14 protein-coding genes and 1 tRNA gene are annotated in these 18,239 nt (G+C 31.0%); 11 read left to right on the forward strand and 4 right to left on the reverse strand.

Annotation, left to right across the window (positions count from 1 at the left end):
- Nucleotides 1–2 precede the first annotated feature (2 nt).
- Nucleotides 3–1,067, reverse strand: coding sequence for a hypothetical protein (locus GvMRE_RS02025; protein ID WP_147409625.1), 1,065 nt, complete (start codon nucleotides 1,065–1,067; stop codon nucleotides 3–5).
- Nucleotides 1,068–1,432: 365 nt separating this feature from the next.
- On the opposite strand from GvMRE_RS02025, the gene GvMRE_RS02030 reads away from it, so the two are divergent.
- The 3 genes from GvMRE_RS02030 to GvMRE_RS02040 are packed head-to-tail and all read left to right on the forward strand — an operon-like array spanning nucleotide 1,433 to nucleotide 4,454.
- A complete protein-coding gene (locus tag GvMRE_RS02030) occupies nucleotides 1,433–2,821 on the forward strand; it encodes a hypothetical protein (protein WP_147409626.1) in 1,389 nt (462 codons plus the stop codon).
- Nucleotides 2,822–2,836: 15 nt separating this feature from the next.
- On the forward strand, nucleotides 2,837–3,838 hold the full coding sequence (locus GvMRE_RS02035; protein WP_172575209.1) for an AAA family ATPase: 1,002 nt from the start codon (nucleotides 2,837–2,839) through the stop codon (nucleotides 3,836–3,838).
- Nucleotides 3,831–4,454, forward strand: coding sequence for a P-loop NTPase family protein (locus GvMRE_RS02040; protein WP_147409628.1), 624 nt, complete (start codon nucleotides 3,831–3,833; stop codon nucleotides 4,452–4,454). The genes GvMRE_RS02035 and GvMRE_RS02040 overlap by 8 nt, the downstream gene beginning before the upstream one ends.
- Here GvMRE_RS02040 and truB read toward each other — a convergent pair.
- A complete protein-coding gene (gene truB / locus GvMRE_RS02045; protein ID WP_147409629.1) occupies nucleotides 4,451–5,134 on the reverse strand; it encodes a tRNA pseudouridine(55) synthase TruB in 684 nt (227 codons plus the stop codon). The two genes, GvMRE_RS02040 and truB, sit on opposite strands and share 4 nt — an antisense overlap.
- 189 nt (nucleotides 5,135–5,323) lie before the next feature.
- On the opposite strand from truB, the gene GvMRE_RS02050 reads away from it, so the two are divergent.
- Nucleotides 5,324–5,410: transfer RNA gene (locus GvMRE_RS02050), tRNA-Leu, on the forward strand.
- A gap of 71 nt (nucleotides 5,411–5,481) precedes the next feature.
- Nucleotides 5,482–7,098, forward strand: coding sequence for a class I tRNA ligase family protein (locus tag GvMRE_RS02055; protein WP_147409630.1), 1,617 nt, complete (start codon nucleotides 5,482–5,484; stop codon nucleotides 7,096–7,098).
- A gap of 8 nt (nucleotides 7,099–7,106) precedes the next feature.
- Here GvMRE_RS02055 and GvMRE_RS02060 read toward each other — a convergent pair whose 3' ends face one another.
- Nucleotides 7,107–8,585, reverse strand: coding sequence for a hypothetical protein (locus tag GvMRE_RS02060; RefSeq protein WP_147409631.1), 1,479 nt, complete (start codon nucleotides 8,583–8,585; stop codon nucleotides 7,107–7,109).
- Between the two features lie 123 nt (nucleotides 8,586–8,708).
- Here GvMRE_RS02060 and GvMRE_RS14100 point away from each other — a divergent pair, with 123 nt between their 5' ends.
- From GvMRE_RS14100 to GvMRE_RS02085, 6 genes are read left to right on the forward strand one after another with little or no spacing between them, the layout of a single operon-like run.
- Entirely contained in the window at nucleotides 8,709–8,936 is a 228-nt protein-coding gene (locus GvMRE_RS14100; protein ID WP_216361603.1) for a hypothetical protein, read from the forward strand.
- Between the two features lie 2 nt (nucleotides 8,937–8,938).
- Complete coding sequence (locus tag GvMRE_RS02065) at nucleotides 8,939–10,633, forward strand: site-specific DNA-methyltransferase (protein WP_216361604.1); 1,695 nt, start codon at nucleotides 8,939–8,941, stop codon at nucleotides 10,631–10,633.
- A gap of 39 nt (nucleotides 10,634–10,672) precedes the next feature.
- Nucleotides 10,673–11,050 carry a type II toxin-antitoxin system CcdA family antitoxin gene (locus tag GvMRE_RS02070; protein ID WP_147409632.1) on the forward strand — a complete coding sequence of 126 codons (378 nt, stop codon included), beginning with the start codon at nucleotides 10,673–10,675 and terminating at the stop codon, nucleotides 11,048–11,050.
- Nucleotides 11,051–11,085: 35 nt separating this feature from the next.
- Nucleotides 11,086–11,361 (forward strand): hypothetical protein, encoded by a 276-nt coding sequence (locus GvMRE_RS02075; protein ID WP_147409633.1) that lies wholly within the window; start codon nucleotides 11,086–11,088, stop codon nucleotides 11,359–11,361.
- Nucleotides 11,362–11,706 carry a type II toxin-antitoxin system PemK/MazF family toxin gene (locus tag GvMRE_RS02080; protein WP_147409634.1) on the forward strand — a complete coding sequence of 115 codons (345 nt, stop codon included), beginning with the start codon at nucleotides 11,362–11,364 and terminating at the stop codon, nucleotides 11,704–11,706.
- Between the two features lie 4 nt (nucleotides 11,707–11,710).
- Nucleotides 11,711–14,041 (forward strand): DEAD/DEAH box helicase family protein, encoded by a 2,331-nt coding sequence (locus GvMRE_RS02085; protein ID WP_147409635.1) that lies wholly within the window; start codon nucleotides 11,711–11,713, stop codon nucleotides 14,039–14,041.
- Nucleotides 14,042–14,090: 49 nt separating this feature from the next.
- On the opposite strand, the gene GvMRE_RS02090 is transcribed toward GvMRE_RS02085, so the two are convergent.
- On the reverse strand, nucleotides 14,091–18,206 hold the full coding sequence (locus GvMRE_RS02090; protein WP_147409636.1) for an AAA domain-containing protein: 4,116 nt from the start codon (nucleotides 18,204–18,206) through the stop codon (nucleotides 14,091–14,093).
- Nucleotides 18,207–18,239: the final 33 nt, after the last annotated feature.

Genomic DNA, 18,239 nt, shown 5'->3' on the forward strand with positions numbered 1-18,239 from the left:
TATTAAAGCAGAGAAAATTCAGGGAAAGAGAGAGAGAGAGAGAGAGAGTTAGATTGTTTGAAACCATTACTAGTAATATGCTTTTTTTGTGGGCTATTATCTAGTTTATTATCTTGCTTTTCGTCTTGATTAAATAACTTTTGCCGTTCTTTTATAGTGTCCTCTATTTCATTAAAAAAAGTGCTTAATTCCTCATTTTCAGTTCTTTTTCAGAATTCGTGTCTTTGTTTATCAGTCAATACTTCTCAACCAGGGATTTTTCTTAATTCGGCTTTTCTTTCCAGTCAACGGTCATCTTCTCCTTTTAGTTTTTCTTCATAAAATTCAAATTGGAGTTCTTCTTCAAGGGCACTTTTCTTATAATCACTAATTACCAAAGCATTACCTTCTTTTATGGAAAGTCAATCACCATTACCTAACCGAGCCCCTTCTAAAATAAATTTTTTACCAGCATTCTTTCATTCGGTTAATCTTTTGGCAAAATCTCAATCTAAACCAAGCCAATGTGGATGTCAAAATATTTTATCACAGGCAATTTGTTTACCATTTATGGTAAAAGTTTGCGGAGATATATCAAAACAATATCCTCTTTCAATGGAAGTAACTTTTTCTCAAACAATTTCTAAATCAGAAGTAATTCGTTCTTGTTTTATTTCTTCGTTTTCTTCTTTACCTCTCCCATATTCTAAACTATTACAATAAACTACTAAGGTATTTGGCCGAAGGCTGGAAAAATTAACCCTTTCTCCACTCAAAAAATCTTTTCACCGCATTTCAAAAACTTGGTTGTTTTCCAAGGCATTTTTTAATAAAAATTCAATACCCATATGATTTTGGCAAAAAAAGTCAATGGTTTCAATTTTCTTCTTTTCACCATTTAAAACAAGTTCAAAAGGAATTACTTTTACTCGGAAAACATAATCATGCTGAGTATTTTTTACGGGGTCGCCATTACCTTTTTCTAATCAATCGTCAATTATTTTTAAACCAAGTCTCGTTCCAGTGGCTTTTAAAATTTGAAGAGCATTTTTTTCTAAACTTATTTGAAAATTAAGCGAGTTTGACATAAAAATAATAATATATGGAAAATTTTACGAAACAGATTAAAAAGATTACTCGAATAATTATTTCAAAGAAGCGGGGAGTTTTTTGTTTCAATTTTTTCAACTGGTCTAACTGGAAACTGATAGCGGAGAAGAGAAAGATTGCTTTGGCGACAAACTCTTACTTATACTAATTTATTTAATACTTTTAGAAGTTTAAAGATAAATTTTACACACTTACAACGTTTTTTTAAAAACCCAACAACTTATTTTTATTTATGATTTTTTATTTAATTTCTTTACTGGTAATTCTTTTTACCACATTTTTAACCTGAATTCCTAAACTGGCTTCTACGCCAGTTGGAATATTAGATATCATTCCCAATATTTTGAAATCAGCCCAGCAAATTGTCTTTGGCGAAGGCTGACAAGCAATAGGAATTTTTACTTTTGCTTTTTTTCTCTACGCTGTTTTACAAAGCCAAGCGATTCAATCTTTATTTACTGCTAAAAGCAAATGATTACAAAAAAAAGGTCTTTGAACAGTGGCTTTAATCACGATATTTAGTTCTTTTTTAGCTTCTGGTCTGTCCTGATATGATGAGTTCATTCATTTTTATCCCTTGGTGGTTCCACTTTTGCTAGCAATGGGCTTTGATATTTTTGGGGCTTTGCTTTGTCTTTACGGAGGAGCCAGTGCGGGGCAAATGGCTAAATTTTCTTCGGAGGCAATGCAGTTTGGTTTCAATCAATCTGCAAATAAACACCCAACCCTCGAAGGGAAAGGCATCAGTTTTAGTGGTAATGATGGAATTGGATTTCGAATGATTGCTTGATTAGCCCTTACTGCTATTGTCGTCATGTTTAACCTTTGATATTGTAATAAAGTCTTTCAAAAGCGAAAAATTAAAACTAAGCAATTAACTACTCAATCAATAACCGAAAAAGTAACTCCTAAATTTACCACCGCAAGAAAGTGAATTTTATTTCTTGCCGGATTTTTTTTAGCAATTAGTATAGCGGGGCAAATGGCTAAGGGAAGAGCAAAAAAGTGAGAAGAAAACTATAAAGGAAAAATTCCCCCTGAGGTAACCAGTTCTTATGAAGCAGGAGAAAATTATAGTGGAAAAGAACACATTGAACTAGGAGCAGCCGACAAAAAAGGGGCAACTATTCTTGCCGAAGTAAAAGAAGACCAAAAGGAAAATCTTTGGGGAACTTTTGGTAAATGAGAAGAATTACAAATATACAGTTGATTTATTATCGGAGGAATAATTATTTGCTTGTTGAGTAAACAAAATATCGTTAATACTTTAATAGTTTCCTTGAAAAAGTCTATTCCTTTGGTTCTGTCTTATATTCTCATGTTTACTCCGATGGTAATTATCAGGGACTCAGGAATGTCTAAAAATATATCAGAATTATTACCTACCAGGACAACTCCAAGTGCTCGTTATTGACTTTTATTTGGGGCTTTGCTTATTCCTTTGATTATCAGTTTGGTTTTTCCGATACTCAGGCACGCTCTAAACTATATTGCGGTTCCTTTATTTTACGCAGTTTCCAAAAATACTTTAATGTATGGAATAATTATTGTCTTAATTGGGTCAACTATAGGAATGACATTTTCTCCGGTTAACGGAATTTTACAAACCAGTCTCCAACAAAATAAAATAACTTATAAGGAGTTTTTGAAAAAAACCTGGGTGCTGGGCCTCCTTCTCCTGGCAGTAGTTTTACCCTTAATTTGGTTCTGTGCTTGGAGGTTAGCGATATAAAAAATTATGAATGATATGAATGACTACATTGAAGAAAAAGAAAAATTAAAAAAAGCTTTGGCTAATTTAAAATTAACTGATTCTATTGAAAAAGTGGAAGATAAATTAAATGAGCATATTGGTTTTAAACGAGAAAAGAACATTTTCATTCCACAAGCCAAACTTTACCTAATCACCAAGGGGGATTTTTGACCAACAAGAGAAGTAATTTGTTTTGCTGCTGAAGCCGGAATGGGCAAAACTACTTTTGTGCAAAAGCTCGGTGAAGCCATGGGCCGACCAACAGAACCAATTTCTTGTGCTGGACTTGATAATCCTTCTGAATATTCTATTTTAGGTGATGAAAAAAAGCCTAGTTTAGTAGCCTGAGTGATTAAAGAAAAGGGATGCCGAAACCCCATTATTTTACTTGATGAATTAGAAAAAGCCACTAACGAGAAAATTCAACAAGACTTAATAAATCTTTTTGAAAAATACGAAAAAGGAGACGAAATAGAAGATAAATATTTTCAAGAAAAAATTGACTTGTCTCAGATTACTTTTTTTGCGACAGTAAATGATAAACATCGCTTAGTTCTTCGTCTAAAAAGTAAAGTTAGTATGCGAGAACTGGAACCTTATAATCAAGAAGATAAAGAAAAAATTTTGCAAAGGAAAAGTGATAATATTCACAAAAGCCACGGAGTAACAGAAGGAACTATTATTCCTAAAAAATTAATTGAATTATTACCTGATTATATTCAAGAAGCAGGCGTAAGGCAAGAAGAAAGAGCCTTGTATAAGGCTGAAAAAGATTATATTTACTCCAAAGAGAAAAATCAAACATATTCAGTAAATCAAGACCCTAAAAAATGATTAAATAATAATGTTTTGGCCTTTCGGGAAGAATTTAAAGTTAACTGAAAACACTGATTTCTTTTTGCTTCCTTAGGAATTAATTTTCTTTTCCTAGTGGGCTGAATTTTCAAGAAGTTTTTTTTAAAAACCAATCATTCAAAGGAGGAAAAAAATGAATAAATTACTAGAAGAAACATTAGTTAAAGAAAAAATTTCCCGTAAGTGCAAAAAAGCCCAAGACAAGGATAATGTAAAAGACTTTTCTTGAGTTCTTTATTTTGTCGGAGAAGAATACAATCAAGAACTAGCCCAAAAGGAACAAGTTAATTTAATTGATTTCGGTCAACACAATCGCAAAAATCCTGAATTTATTGAAAAAAAAATTAAAGAAATTTACAATAATCCTCAAAACAAAGAACTTGTTGAAAAAGGAGATTTTCCACTGATTTGATTTAAAAATATTGATAATATTGAAAAAAATCAAGCCTTAGAAGAATCTTTATTACCAGTATTTGACCCGCAACAAAATAGCGAGTTATTTCACGGAGAAGTGGATTTATCAAAATTTATTCTTATTGCTACTACTTCTACAAGAGACACAGGAAAGTTATCTAAACCTTTGCGTTCTCGCTTAGATTGCGTTAATGTGAAAACTGCCCAAACTAAACAATTTTTCTGAGACAAAACTTTTTGATGATGATTAGCACCTTCACTTTTAATTAATTTGATTTTAGTGATTTTGCTTTTAGTTCCCAAATTTAGAAAACCAAAAAAACCGCACAAAATTACTCATTAAAGCACACTTGTTTCTTCCAGAAGAATTAACTTTTCCGGACTTACTTCTTCTAAAGAAATTGCTTCTTTTACATGAAAGTTGCCAGAACTAATTCTTCGCAATTGGTCAACGGTAGCAATAGTTCCTAATTTTTCAGCAATATCCTTCACTAAACTACGAATATAAGTTCCCTTGCTGCAATTTACTAACAATTTCATAACTCCTTGTTGAGGAATGTAATCTAAAAGTTCTAAACGATTAATTTTGACCAAACGAGCAGGCACTTCCACCTTTAAACCTTGGCGAGCATATTGATAAAGTTTCTTACCCTTTAATTTAATGGCTGAATATAAAGGCGGTTTTTGCCAGTATTCATTATTATTAAAGAAAGAAAGTGCTTGATGAATTTGGCTTAATTCAATATTTTTAATTTTTTCCTCTTTGATAATTTGCCCCGTAATATCACCAGTATCCGTTTCCTTAAATAATTGTGCTTCCACCTCATAAACTTTATCCTTATTGAGAAAAAAGTTGCTCGATTTAGTGGCTTTATTTACCAAAATAACTAATAGACCAGTTGCCAAAGGATCCAAAGTTCCTGCATGACCGACTTTTTGGGCTCCTAATTTTTTTTTGATTATTTGAACAACTTGGTGAGAAGTTTTACCTTGCGGTTTATCAATTAAAATTATGCCGTCCATGCTTGTTTGCTATTTTGTTGTTATAATTTTTTATCAATGGTTTTCCGGTCTTCAAACTAAAAATTGTAAACAAGTTAAAGCATTAACTTAAACTGGATTGCTTAAAAAATATTATATAAAATTTAATGTGTGAATCTCTTTTCACGCTTCAAGTAGTATTGATTCATTTTTTTTGCTATAAACTCATTTACGGGGCTGTTGGAATGGTCAGACAAGCTAGGCTTAGAACCTAGTGCTGTTAAAAGCGTGAGGGTTCAAATCCCTCGCCCCGTACCATTTTTATAGTCATAAAATAATATACTTTTTTTGAAGCGAAAATAAAGAATCAAGAAAGAAAAATAATTATAATGGATCCAAAAAAAATCAAAGATACTCTTTTTTTACCCAAAACAAATTTTCCTCTCAAAAATCTTAACCACCAAGAAATCGAAGCCAAAATTCGGGAAAAATGAGAAAAACACCAAGTTTATCAAAAATTGTTAGAAGAAAATAAAAACAGACCTTCTTTTATTCTCCATTCGGGTCCACCCTATGCTAATGGTAAACTTCATATCGGACATTTTTTAAACTTTATTATTAAAGATATTATTATCCGTTTTCAGGCTTCACAAGGAAATTATACTCCTTTTTTACTTGGTTGGGACGCTCATGGATTACCAATCGAACACAAAATGCTCGAAATTTATAAGGATAAAAAAATAGATTTGCGACCAGTTTGTCATCAATTTGCTCTCGAACAAGCCCAAATCCAGAGAGAACAATTAAAAAAATTAGGATTATTTACTGACTTTGAAAAGTATTATATTACTTCAAAAAAAGAGTATGAAGCCGAACAATTAAGAATTTTTGGAGAAATGGTGAAAAAAAATTTAATTTACCAAGGTTATCGTCCTATTCATTGGTCCTGCGGACACGAAACAGCCCTAGCAGAAGCCGAAATAGAATATTACGAAAAGAAAGATACTTCACTTTATTTTAAAATTAAGTTGGCAGAAAGCCCCTTTGGTAAAAAAGACATTAGCCTCCTTATTTGAACTACCCAACCCTGAACTATTCCGGCTAATCAATTAGTAGCCGTCAAAAAAACGGCTTTTTACGCATTAATTAATTATAATGACGAGTGCTTACTAATTTTAGAAAGCAAAATTTCCCTTTTGGAAAAATGAAATGAAAAAAAAATAAAAACAGAAAAAGTATTTTTGGGAGAAACATTGTTGGGATTAACTTATTTTCATCCTTATCGGAAAGATACCAAAGGACATATTGTTGATGGTAGTGATTTTATTGAGGAAAGGGAAGGAACAGGTATCGTTCATTTGGCACCTGCTTTTGGAATGGAAGATTTTTCAACAGCAAAAAAGGAGAAATTAACGATTGAATGTCCGTTAGAGCCTAATGGCTTATTTAATGAAAAAATTGCTGTTCCTGAATTGATTGGTAAACATTATTCAGAAGTTAACGAATATGTTATTACTGATTTAGAAAAAAATAATTTAATAATAAAAAAAGCAGAAATTAGCCATAGTTATCCCCATGATTGACGTGATAAAAGTCCGTTAATTTATCGTTTAACTAAACAATGATTTATTAATATTCAAGAAATTAAACCAGATTTGTTAAAAAATATTGAAAAAGTAAAATGGTATCCTTACTGAACCAAAGAAAAAATGAAACAAGCCATTAGCAATCGCGGTGATTGATGTATTTCTCGCCAAAGAAAATGAGGAGTTCCTATTCCAGTTTTATTTAATAATGACGAACCTTTATTAATTCCGGAAATTATTGATTATATTGCTGATATATTTGAAAAAAATGGTTCTGATTGTTGATTTGATGACACTATTTTACCATCATTACAAGAAAAGTTTCCTCACCTAATTAATAAAAATACTAAACTAGGAACTGATATTATGGATGTTTGATTTGACAGTGGTGTTTCTCATTGATGTGTTTTGAGAAAATAATAGTGTGATTATTTGCTTGATAAATCAATTTCAGTTTGTGTAAAACTTTCATGAGTTCAATTTGCTTCAGAATATTCTAAAGAATTGATGTTAAATTTCCAATCTTTCAGGAATTTTTTTTCTCTTTTCTCTAGTTCTTTTTTTAGATTTTTTATTTTTTTTCCTATGACTGGAATATATAAGTGAGGAATAATCACTTTGATATCTTCTTTATTAAATTGATTGTAAAACCAACTTTTTTCTCCAAGTAATCTTTTAAAATTTTCCTTATAGTTTTTAAAGAATGGGTCGTAGTCATTTAAAAAATCTTCTTTTGTTGAGTAATGTCTATTTAAGAAAGTAATTAGTAAGTGTTCAAACTCTATCTCAATGTCATTTGAGGTCAAGTATTCAAATATTTCTTTTATTAAATGGTATGAAAGAAAATCTTTTTGAATATCTTCGTTTTCCATTAACGAATGCCTATGTTCTTTTTCTCGGTATAAGTATATTAAGAATTCTGCTGATAATGTAATTCATAATACTATCTTATCAACTTTGTATTCTTTTCTTTTTTTGTTTTTTTTTTTAATTTGTTTTAATAAGTTTTTCATTAGTTCGCTAATTCCTGCTTTTTTTGTGAAGTTAACTTTTACATGAGTGTCTTCTTTTTCTTTTTCTATATCCAAAGACAATATTTTTTTGAGTCCTTTACCTTTGAGCCTTTCTACGACCTTTTCTATTTTTCCTTCTCTTTCTGCTCTTTCAACCTCTCTATTTACTAACTTATAAACAGAGCCTTTGGAAGAGGACAAAGAAAAAACTTCAGTAATTTCAATGCCTATTTCGGTGAGTTTTTTCCCATCATTTAAAATAATTCTAATGTCTGGTTTGTCAGTGAATATAATGGTTGCTTTAACCTCTTTGTTTTTTGTTAAATTTCTTTTTTTGCTATTACTAGTATAAAACAGCGAAATTATGTTTTTAAAAATAGTTTTTAGTAGATTGTAGTTATAAGTAGCACAGAGTTTATGAAGAAGGAAAATTTCATTCCAATTATTTTTCACCTCCTTGTCATAATTAAAACATAGGGGTAGAGTAGTTTCTTTTAAATTTAATGAATAATCATTTTTTCCAGCAAGACCGTCAATTCAGAATAATTTGTATCCTTCTAATATAGGAAAGTTGTGTTTAAAGAAATTAGTATTAGTATATTTATCACGAAGTTGAAAAAAAGTTTCGTCTAAAATTTTTTCCTTGTCTTTCTCGTCTTTTAGCAAATAATTTTTGGAAAAGAATAGAAAAATTTCATCTTTCATCTTTTCAATTTTTAATGCTTGCTCTTTTTGTTGTATTCATTTTTTATACATTTTCGCTAAGAAAAATAATATTCATTTCAATTTGTGTTCTTCATTTTTCTTCAATTTACCAATGGATTTTTTAACTGATGGATGATTTCTTATTGAGTTTAAGTCTCTTTCTTGATATGAGTTTGTTAAGTAGGACAAAATAAACAAATCTCATGTTATTCCTTTGACGACAAATTTTACACTTTTAGCATTCTCTCATTCTTAATTTTCTTTTTCTTTCATGCTTTAAATTTTAAAAATAATAATTAAAATTTTAATAAAATGAACCAACAATTAATCCAATCTCTCCAAAACAAAATCCAAGAACTAGAAGCCAAATTAGAGGACTATTCCCAAGGAGGCATAAAAATCTTATTCTCCGGTAAAGCCAACGCTCAACGAATAGCCAGAAAAGTAAAACCCAGAACTCTTAAAGAAATATCAGAATTAAGCCTTGGTAATGAGGAACAAAAATCTAAAAACCTAGTAATTGAAGGTGATATTTACTAGCCATGGCAACATTATACCAATATCACGGCAAAATAGACTTAATTATTGCTGACCCTCCTTATAATACCGGCAAAGATTTTCGTTATAATGACAAATGAGACCAAGACCCCAACGACCCAGGATTAGGAGATTATGTGAAAGCCGATGACCCTAGCCGACATACAAAGTGAATGAAGTTTATGTTGCCAAGAATACAAATGATAAAGCAAATGCTTAAATCAAATGGAGTTTTGGCTTTCTGTATTGACGAAAGAGAATTATTTAGATTAGGAATGATTTTAGACGAAGTTTTTGGTGAAAGTAATAGAATAGCAATTATTAACTGGCAAAAACTAGGTGGACCAAAAACTTATACTCATGTTTCGCCAGCCACGGAATACATTTTAGTTTATAGTAAAAATTTAGAAAAAACGGAGACTGGTTTAATGCCTCGTAGTGATAATTATTTAAAACAATTCAAAAACCCAGATAAAGACCCGCGGGGACCCTGAATTGTCGGCGATTCAGGGTCCCAGACCCCTACTTTTAGTATGGTGTATGCTATACAAAACCCTTTTACTGGAAACCTTTGCGAACCGCCAACCGGATCCCATTGGCGGTTCGCAAAATCGCGAATGAAAGAGTTTTTAGAAGGCTGAGGTTCTGAATATGAAGCAGCAGACATTAAAGACGGAAAATCACCCGCACTGTTAATTAAAAACTTTTCAATTGCTAATCTTAAAAATCCACTTCAAGACCCAACAATCCAAGCGTCATCAAAAAAGGCTTATGAAATCCTAGAAAAAGGACCTTGGTCCAAAATAATATTTTCTCATGGAGACAAAGGCAAACCACAACAAAAAAGATATTTAAACGATATGAAAGAAGGACATATCCCAATAACTTATTGAGGAAAAGAAAATTATGAAAACCCTATTGAATTAGGAGTAGTCAGTTGAGAAAATAAGCAATCTGGCACTACTAGCAAAGCTAGTAAAGAAATATCCGAAACAGTTGGGAAAGGTCATGGCTTCGAAACAGCAAAACCTCTCAAACTTTTCACCAAAATTATTCAGTTATGGTGTTCTCCTAATGGCTTAATACTCGACCCTTTTGCCGGTTCAGGGACAACAGGAGAAGCAGTTTTACAATTGAATAAGGAAGCAGAAGCCAATAGAAGTTTTATTTTAATAGAGCAAGGAAATACCGAAAATGGAGATGACTACTGCCGCACTCTTTTACAAAAAAGATTACAAGCCGCTATTACGGGAAAATGAGCCGACCAAAAAGAACATGAGTCACTGGGAGGAGGATTTAAATTTACTACTTTGGATAAACAAATAAATAACCAAGCCATTTTGCAAATGGAAAGAACTGAATTAATTGATACCATTATTGCTAGCCGAATTGATAAATATCAACAAAAATATCAAGGATTACAAGTGCTTAAAGACCAAAAATATAATTATTTAATTGCTAAAAATGCTAATAATGAAGGATTTTTTTTAGTTTGAAATGGACCCAACCAAAATGCTAATTTTACCAAAGAAGTTTACGAAAAAATAGTCCAAGAAGCCCAAGAAAATGATTTAAAAACTCCTTATCATGTTTATGCTCGGTTATATTTATGCCAAGTAGACACCGTAAATTTTTACCAAATTCCCGACAGTATTTTACTAGATTTTGGTTTTGATTTAGAAAAAGATAGATTTAATTAATAAAATCATTGCCTAGTTAAGCAAGTAAAATATAATATTATGGCAGGACACAACACAAATATCTATTTTCCGGAAGAAACTTATAACAAACTTCGCCAAATTGCTGGATTAAAAATTAGTCGTTTTGTGAGTGAAGCAGTGGAGGAAAAAATTAAAAGAGAAGAACAGCACAAAAAGGAAGAATTTCAACAAAAACTCATTGCTGGTTATAAGAAAGTAGCCCAAAACAAGAAAATTCAAAAAGAAATGGAAATCTGAGAGGAAACTATTAGTGATATGTGAAAAAGAGGAGAAAAAATATTGGAAAAGAAAAAAAAAGACCAAGAAATAAGTATTTTAAAACAAAAGTGCGGATTTTTTGAGCGAAAGAATGCTGAATTAGAGAGAAAAATAGAAAAGCAAGAAGTCAAAGAATAATATCAAAACATTATAACATTGTAAAATTATATATTATGAAGCAAGTAGAACCAAAACAAACTTTAAGCATTACCATTCCAATTACTTTATACCAGCGTTTACAGCAAGAAGTAGGTAAAGGTAAAATCAGTAAATTTGTTAAAGAAACAGTAGAGAAAAAACTAACCGAGCAGGAAAATAAGTTAATTCAGGAATATCGAGAATGTTATGCTAATCCTCGCATGATAAAAGAGGCTAAAAAGTGAGAAAAAGCCGAAATTGAAAGTTGACGAAATTATGAGAAAAATAAGGAGGAAAGAGCAAAGAAATAAATGGCAGAAAAGTTAATTAGACGCGGAGATATTTATTGAGTAGATTTACCAGATAGCAATGGACGAGAAATTAAAGATACTCACCCTGCCTTAGTAGTTTCAAATGATAGGCAAAATACTGCTAGTCCTTTAATAGTTATCATGCCAATTACTTCTTTAAAAGAAGGTGATAAGGTTTTTTCTTTTCAGGTACCGATTACTTTGGAAAAAAAGAGTGTGATTTTAGTCGACCAAGTTAGAACTCTTGACCGAGATAAGTTTTTAAGGAAAATTACTGAAATAGATAAGGAATTGATGGAAAAAGTAGAAAGAAAAATCCATTTTGTTTTGGACTTAAAAAATTAATAACATGCTAAAATTATTTAATTTTCAAGAAAAAGCCGTTTTAGATATAGTGGAAAAATATGAAAATTATCTCGATAATCCAGCATATTTAATTATTAAAAATAAAGAAGGTGAAGTAAAAGATGAAATACCAGTTCCTTTTATTCAAATTTTAGATGCTTTAACTGGCTCGGGGAAAACCGTAATTTTAGCCAAAACTGTTGGTGAAATTAGCAAATTAAATTCATTAAAACCAATAATTTTGTGATTAAGCAAAGCAAGTGTCGTAGTCGAACAAAGTTTTAATAATTTAACTAGTGGTGGTAAATATCACCATTTATTAGGCAAAAGCGAAGTTATTATGCTGTCAGAATATCAGGAAAGATTATTAGAGGAAAACGAAACTTTAATTCTTTTTGCTACGGTGGGAACTTTTAACCAAAAAGATAAAGAGGCTGGCAATCGCCAAATTTATCAATGTAAACTAGACGAGCAAAACCAAAGCACCTGAGAAAGTTTAAAAAATCGCGGAGAAAGACCCTTATTTATTGTTTATGACGAGGGACATAATTTATCCGACCAACAAACTGATTTATTACTAGAATTAAAACCGAGTGTGTTTTTAATCGCTAGTGCCACCATGAAGTTTCCCCAAAAACTAAAAGAACAGTATGACGAACTAAAAAGGATAAATAAATGAGAAAATAAAGATTTTATAACTCGGGTTGATACGGGAAAAGTAGTAGAAGCCGGTCTAGTGAAAAAAATATTAAAATTAGCCGCTTACGAAACTCCCATGGAAGAAACAGTTTCTTCATTGGTAGAAGATTTAAAACAAATTGAAGAACAAATTAAAATAACTAATTTACCAAACGAAAAACCCAAGGCTATTTATGTTTGTCGCACTAATGTTTTAGAATTTGACCCTAGTTTACAAGATAATATTAACCAAAATTTTTCGGAAAGAAAAGCCCCTCCCATTTTAATTTGACGATATTTAGTAGAAAAATGTGGTGTTAAACCGGAAAATATTGCCGTTTACTGTGATTTGAAGTTTGCTAAAAACTACCCTAAACCTCCGGAATTTAAATTGTTTAGTGGCGGTGGTGAAAAAAAATACCAAGAATTTACTGCTGGTGATTATCAGCATATTATTTTTAATTTAGGCTTACAGGAAGGTTGAGACGATCCGTTAGTTTATGCGGCTTATATTGACCGCTTTATTAATTCTAAAATTGCGGTTAAGCAAATTATTGGTCGCGTTTTACGCCAACCTAAACCTGATATTACTCACCAGTTACCGGAAATGTTAAATACTGCTCATTTTTACATTCAAATAGAAAAACAAAGTGCTTTTCAAGAAGTAATTGAAGAAGTTAATCAAGAATTGCAACAAACCGCTCCGGAAATTGAAGTAAAAATTGTGAGTTCGACTGAAAAACCTGAATTAGTTAAAGTTCAAGGTGATTATCAAGTGCCGATTATTATTTGTAATAGTGCGGACGCCGAACCGGAAATAAATAAAATTATTCAAACTATACCTGACTGACGCCAAGATAAAGAGAAAACCCAAGGAACAGGCTATCGCTCAATTACGAAAAAATATATTGACGAACAAGGTAATACTCAACAAGTTTTAAGAGAGAAAATTGGCGAAACTAATCACACCACTGCTCGGGCTATTTTTTACCGGGAAATTATTCGTAAATTACCCCAAGCGCGAGGAATTTTTTGTCTTGATGACCCTAAATTTGATGCTTTAGTTGGCTCTGAGTCATGGGTTCATAAAAAAATTGTTGAAGAAATTGACAAAATAGTCAATATTTACTTAGAAAATTCTTTTCTTGAACAAAGTTCAGTGGAAAATTATAAAATTCTTGATATTTTGCTTTACAATCCTCAAAAGTCATCATCATTTAAAAATAGCCTTCACGAAAGATACTCCCAACTAAATAAACTAGAAACTGAATTTTGCCAAGAATTAGATAAATTTCCTATAAAATGGTGTCGTAATCCTTCCCGTAGCGGTTATGCCATTCCTTTAATTACTCGTGGTGCCACCCAAAACTTTTATCCTGATTTTTTGGTTTGATACAAAAATAATGTTATTGCTATTGATACTAGTGGCGAACATTTAATTAAAGACAAAACTGACCGCAAACTGCTAAATATTTTGCCATCTAGCAATAATTCTTCTCAAATATTGGTTCGCTTTATTTCCAAAGGAAAATGAAACAAAGAAGTAGAGAAAATTGATGATAACGGTTGGACTTTATGAAAAAGGCGAATAAATGACGCAAGTTTGTCAATTGTTAATTTAGAAAACTTATCAGAACTTATTAAGCAAATGTTTTAGAAAAGTAAATAAAATGATTCCGATTTTTAAGTAGTAATCTTTGACAAAACTAGACTAGCAGCCTATTTATCTCTTCTTTAATCCTTTCTATTTCTCTTTCTTTATTGCGACATCAATCACGAGACAAAATACGAATTATTTTTCAACCTTTATTCTCTAACAATTGTTGTCGATAAATATCTCTTTCAATGTTTTCTAATTTACCATGTCAATATTTGCCATCACACTCAATCCCTAAAATATACTGTTGAACTTGGTTATTCCAAATTGCCAAGTCAATACGATAACCAATGCTTTTTACTTGCTGATGGATTTCGTAACCATTATTTTGTCTTATTAATTCATTGTATACTTGCTCCTCAAATAACGAACCAAATTCTCCTTGCTCTTCATTTTTTTCATAAAGAGAAGTATTGACGATTTTTGGTAATGATTTTTCTAATATCTCTTGGGTCTTTTCAGACTGTTTTTTTCCACAATAATAAGCATATTCTAAATACTTTTTAAATAGTTTAGGTCCCGGTTTTCGATTTTCATCTTCCTCAACAATTCGGTTTAAATCACTTGGTAAGAGGCTGGTTACAATAATTACTTTTTCGCGGGCTCGACTTATTGCGACATTGAGCCGTTTTTCTCCCCCTTCGTTTATTAGGGGACCAAAATTGAGCCTTATTTTTCTTTCTTCATTAGGTCCATAACCGATGGAAAAAATAATGATGTCCCTCTCGTCTCCTTGTACTTCTTCTAAATTTTTGATAAATAGGTTTTTGTAATTGTGCTCCTCTTCAACTGTGTCGGCTATTAAGTCTCGTTGTTTGACATTAAAAGTAATAATCCCAATTTCTTTATCAGGCGGGAGAGTTTTTAGTAAATCAATAATATAACGGGCTTCTGTTTGATTTTCCGTGTTTATTCAACGTCCATCGGCTTGGTAATGATATTCAATAGGTAAGTAGTCTTTTTTTCTTAATTCGCTAGCGGAAACGATTTGTAAAATTCCATTGTAAAAGGCTTGGTTAGAAAACTCAATTAATTCGGGATATTTGGAACGATAATGATATAGCAAGGTTAATTTTTCTCGATTGCGAGCATGTTTTTTAGCATAACTTAGTAGATTGCTATTTTTCTCTAAATCGTCAATTTCCAGATTAAGACTTTTTTTCGGTTCGTTGGCTGGCTCTTCCTCTTCTTGCTCTCAAATTTCCTCGTCAGTTTCTAAATGACTTTTAAAAAAATCAGTGGGTGGTAACTTTTGTTCATCGCCAATAATAATACATTTCTTGGCTCGGGCTCAGAGAGGAATGGCTTTTTCTAAGGGCATTTGGGAAGCCTCGTCAAAAACCAGAAAATCAAAAGATGGTTTTTGTAGGTCAGTTATAGCCGCAATAACTTTGGGAGTAGTTAATCAGATAGGAAAGTAATCAACTAATAATGGAAAAAGTTTTTTTAAAGAAGCAATTTTTCTCTTTTTGCTCAATTCTTTTTTTAATGATTGATTAGTAAATAAGTTATTTAAGTTTTCTTTTTGTTTATTTTTCAAGGCAATTTTTATTAAACTGTTTTTTCTTCTCGCGTCTTCCCTTTGTCCGTGCTTAATTCGAGTCAGTTCTTCTTGATTTCAGTTGGTTAAAACTTCTTTATTCTTTCCTTCTACTTCTTTTATTCAGTTAAGATAAACTGATTGTTCGATATCTTCTTTATAATTATCTCAATAGTTAAATTCTTGGTCAAGCAAAATTTTTCTGAGAAAGTAATTAATATTTTTTTTGGTATTTTCGCTGAAATTAATTAGGGCAAAATGAAGTTCGCCGATAGTTAAGAACTCTTCGGAAATAAACTGTTGGACAGTAAGTAAAAACTTTTTATCGCTACACTTTTGCCAAAAATCAGCAAAGTTTTTTAGTTGTAAAAAAGCGAAAAAGTTTTGATGATTATTTTTGGTTCGCAATTCTTCTAATTCTTTTAACTTAATTTCTAATAGGTAGGAGGATTTATGGATTTGGCTTTGTTCGTAGAGAAAGTTTATTCGTCAAATTCGTGCTAACAAATTAACTTCAGTTTTTTTTCCTTCTAACTCTTTAAAAACGTCGCTAATTACTTGCTGAAAATTATTTCTATTGTCTTCATTAAATTCAAAACCTCAGGAATTATCTAAAAATAAGTTTTTTAATTGAAGGCAAATTGATTTTCACGAGGTAAAAATTTTGTTAAATTTGCTAATATATTTTTCTAAATCGGATTTTAGTTTGTTCAATTGTTCCTTATTTTGGATATCTTTATTTAGTTGAATTAGTGTTGAGGATAATTGATGTTTTCGGGAAAATTTTAGGTAAACCTCTTGTAGGGAAGTTTGATGATTAGTCCGAAATTCATTTTCCACTCGGCAATAATTAGCGATTTTTCTTAAATTGGAGGCTTGTTTCTCTTCTAAATCAACAATTTGTTTAGCGTTGAGATAATCATAATGATTAGTTATTTCTTGCTGGTTTTTTTCTAAATGGTTTAATATGTCCCGATAAGTTTGAGGAGTTTGGGCTAATTCATTAATTTTTATCATGGAACCATTAAGACCAATTTCACTTAATTTATCATAGATGACTTTTAAGGCAACTTCTTTTTCACAAATAACTAGCACCTTTTTTTGGTAAAACAGAGCATTAGCCAACAAATTACATATCAATTGGCTTTTTCCGGTGCCCGGTGGACCATCAATACAGAGAGCATCTTCGGGAAAGTGTTGAAAAATTACTTTTAAAATTCGAGTTTGCGAAGGGTCGCTGGCAAAGGGAATATAGAGAGGTTTTGCTGGTTGATTACTCTCTTTTGGTTTAGGATAAGTAAGCACGTTTTCGATCTCGCCTCTTAACAAATTCAGAGCCGACCGTGACCAATTAATTTCTTTATCTCGAGAATATTCCTCAATAATTTTCTCAAAATCACGAAATAAACTTAAACTTGGTTCATCGTCAATAGTTAAACAAAAATTACTAACTATTTCCAACTGGTTTTCAGGATAATTTTTTGGTTTATTACTCAAAGTTAATTTCCTAAATGGTTCCAGTTTGAAAATGTGATTTTCTTGCTGAATGCTTGGCTTTTTCTCTAACTGGCTGGCTAAATTATTTTCACCTTCTTCCCAAAAAGAAAGTTTGAAGCCTAGAGGAGAGGTTCAACAATAAAAAAAGTAAGTTTTTCCTAAGTGCTCTTGATTATTAGTTAATAGTTGCCAAATAGAATTGTCACGAAGCAAATTTCGAAAAACAAATACTCTTTTGGGATTAATGTATCTACTATCATTATGCTCTATTAACAATGAATAAAAGTAAGTTTCTTTCATTAATTTTTCTTGAAATTGTTTCTTTTTGCACTCAATTATTTTACCAATAAACTTTATTGGAGGATTCTTTTTATCTTTTTGAAAAAGTTTTTCCAGTTTATTTTCAACCGAAATAATTTCCTTTTCTTCTTCCTTTAACATTGAAGACTTAATTTTAACTTTACTACCAGATAACAATTGCCTAAGTTCATCATTAAGAAAAAAATAAAATTTCTCTCAACTAGTTATCTCTTTATAATTATTATTTTCCAATTTACTTAAAAAATCGGTAAATTTTTCTTTCGCTAAACCTAATTCTTTTTGTAAATAGTAGAGTAGACTATAATTAACCTTTCTTTCTGACTCAAAAACTAAACTTAAATTTTTAATTTTTTCTAAATTACACGGCAGCAAAAATAAAGGAGCATTAACTAAACGAAGGACATTTTTGTTGTTGTAGAAATAACCTCGCACAAAGATAACTCCTAAAAAGAGAACCTTATACCCTTTTTCTTGCTGAACTGCTAAATTTTTCTTTTGAAGATGGATTATCTTTTTTTGAAACTTGGAAATTTCTTCGGGAGTTAGTGAATAAAAAAATGGTTCTAAATTCAGAGAAAGATTTTCTTTATCTTCATTGGAATTAATTAACAAACTTAAAATCAAAGAGGAAAAATTACTAACTGATTTTGGGTTATTGCTAGCGAATAATTCCATCAAATCTCAGGTTAATCGTTCACTAGTATAAAATCTTATTTTTCGATTGTAAAGTGGACTTAAATTTAATAATTTATCTTTTAATTTAGTAAGCCCTAATAATTTTGGTTTTTTTTGTTTTCCTAGTTCCATTGTGTTTTTCAGTCTTATTTTAAAATATTTTAA

Source organism: endosymbiont GvMRE of Glomus versiforme, assembly GCF_003546845.1.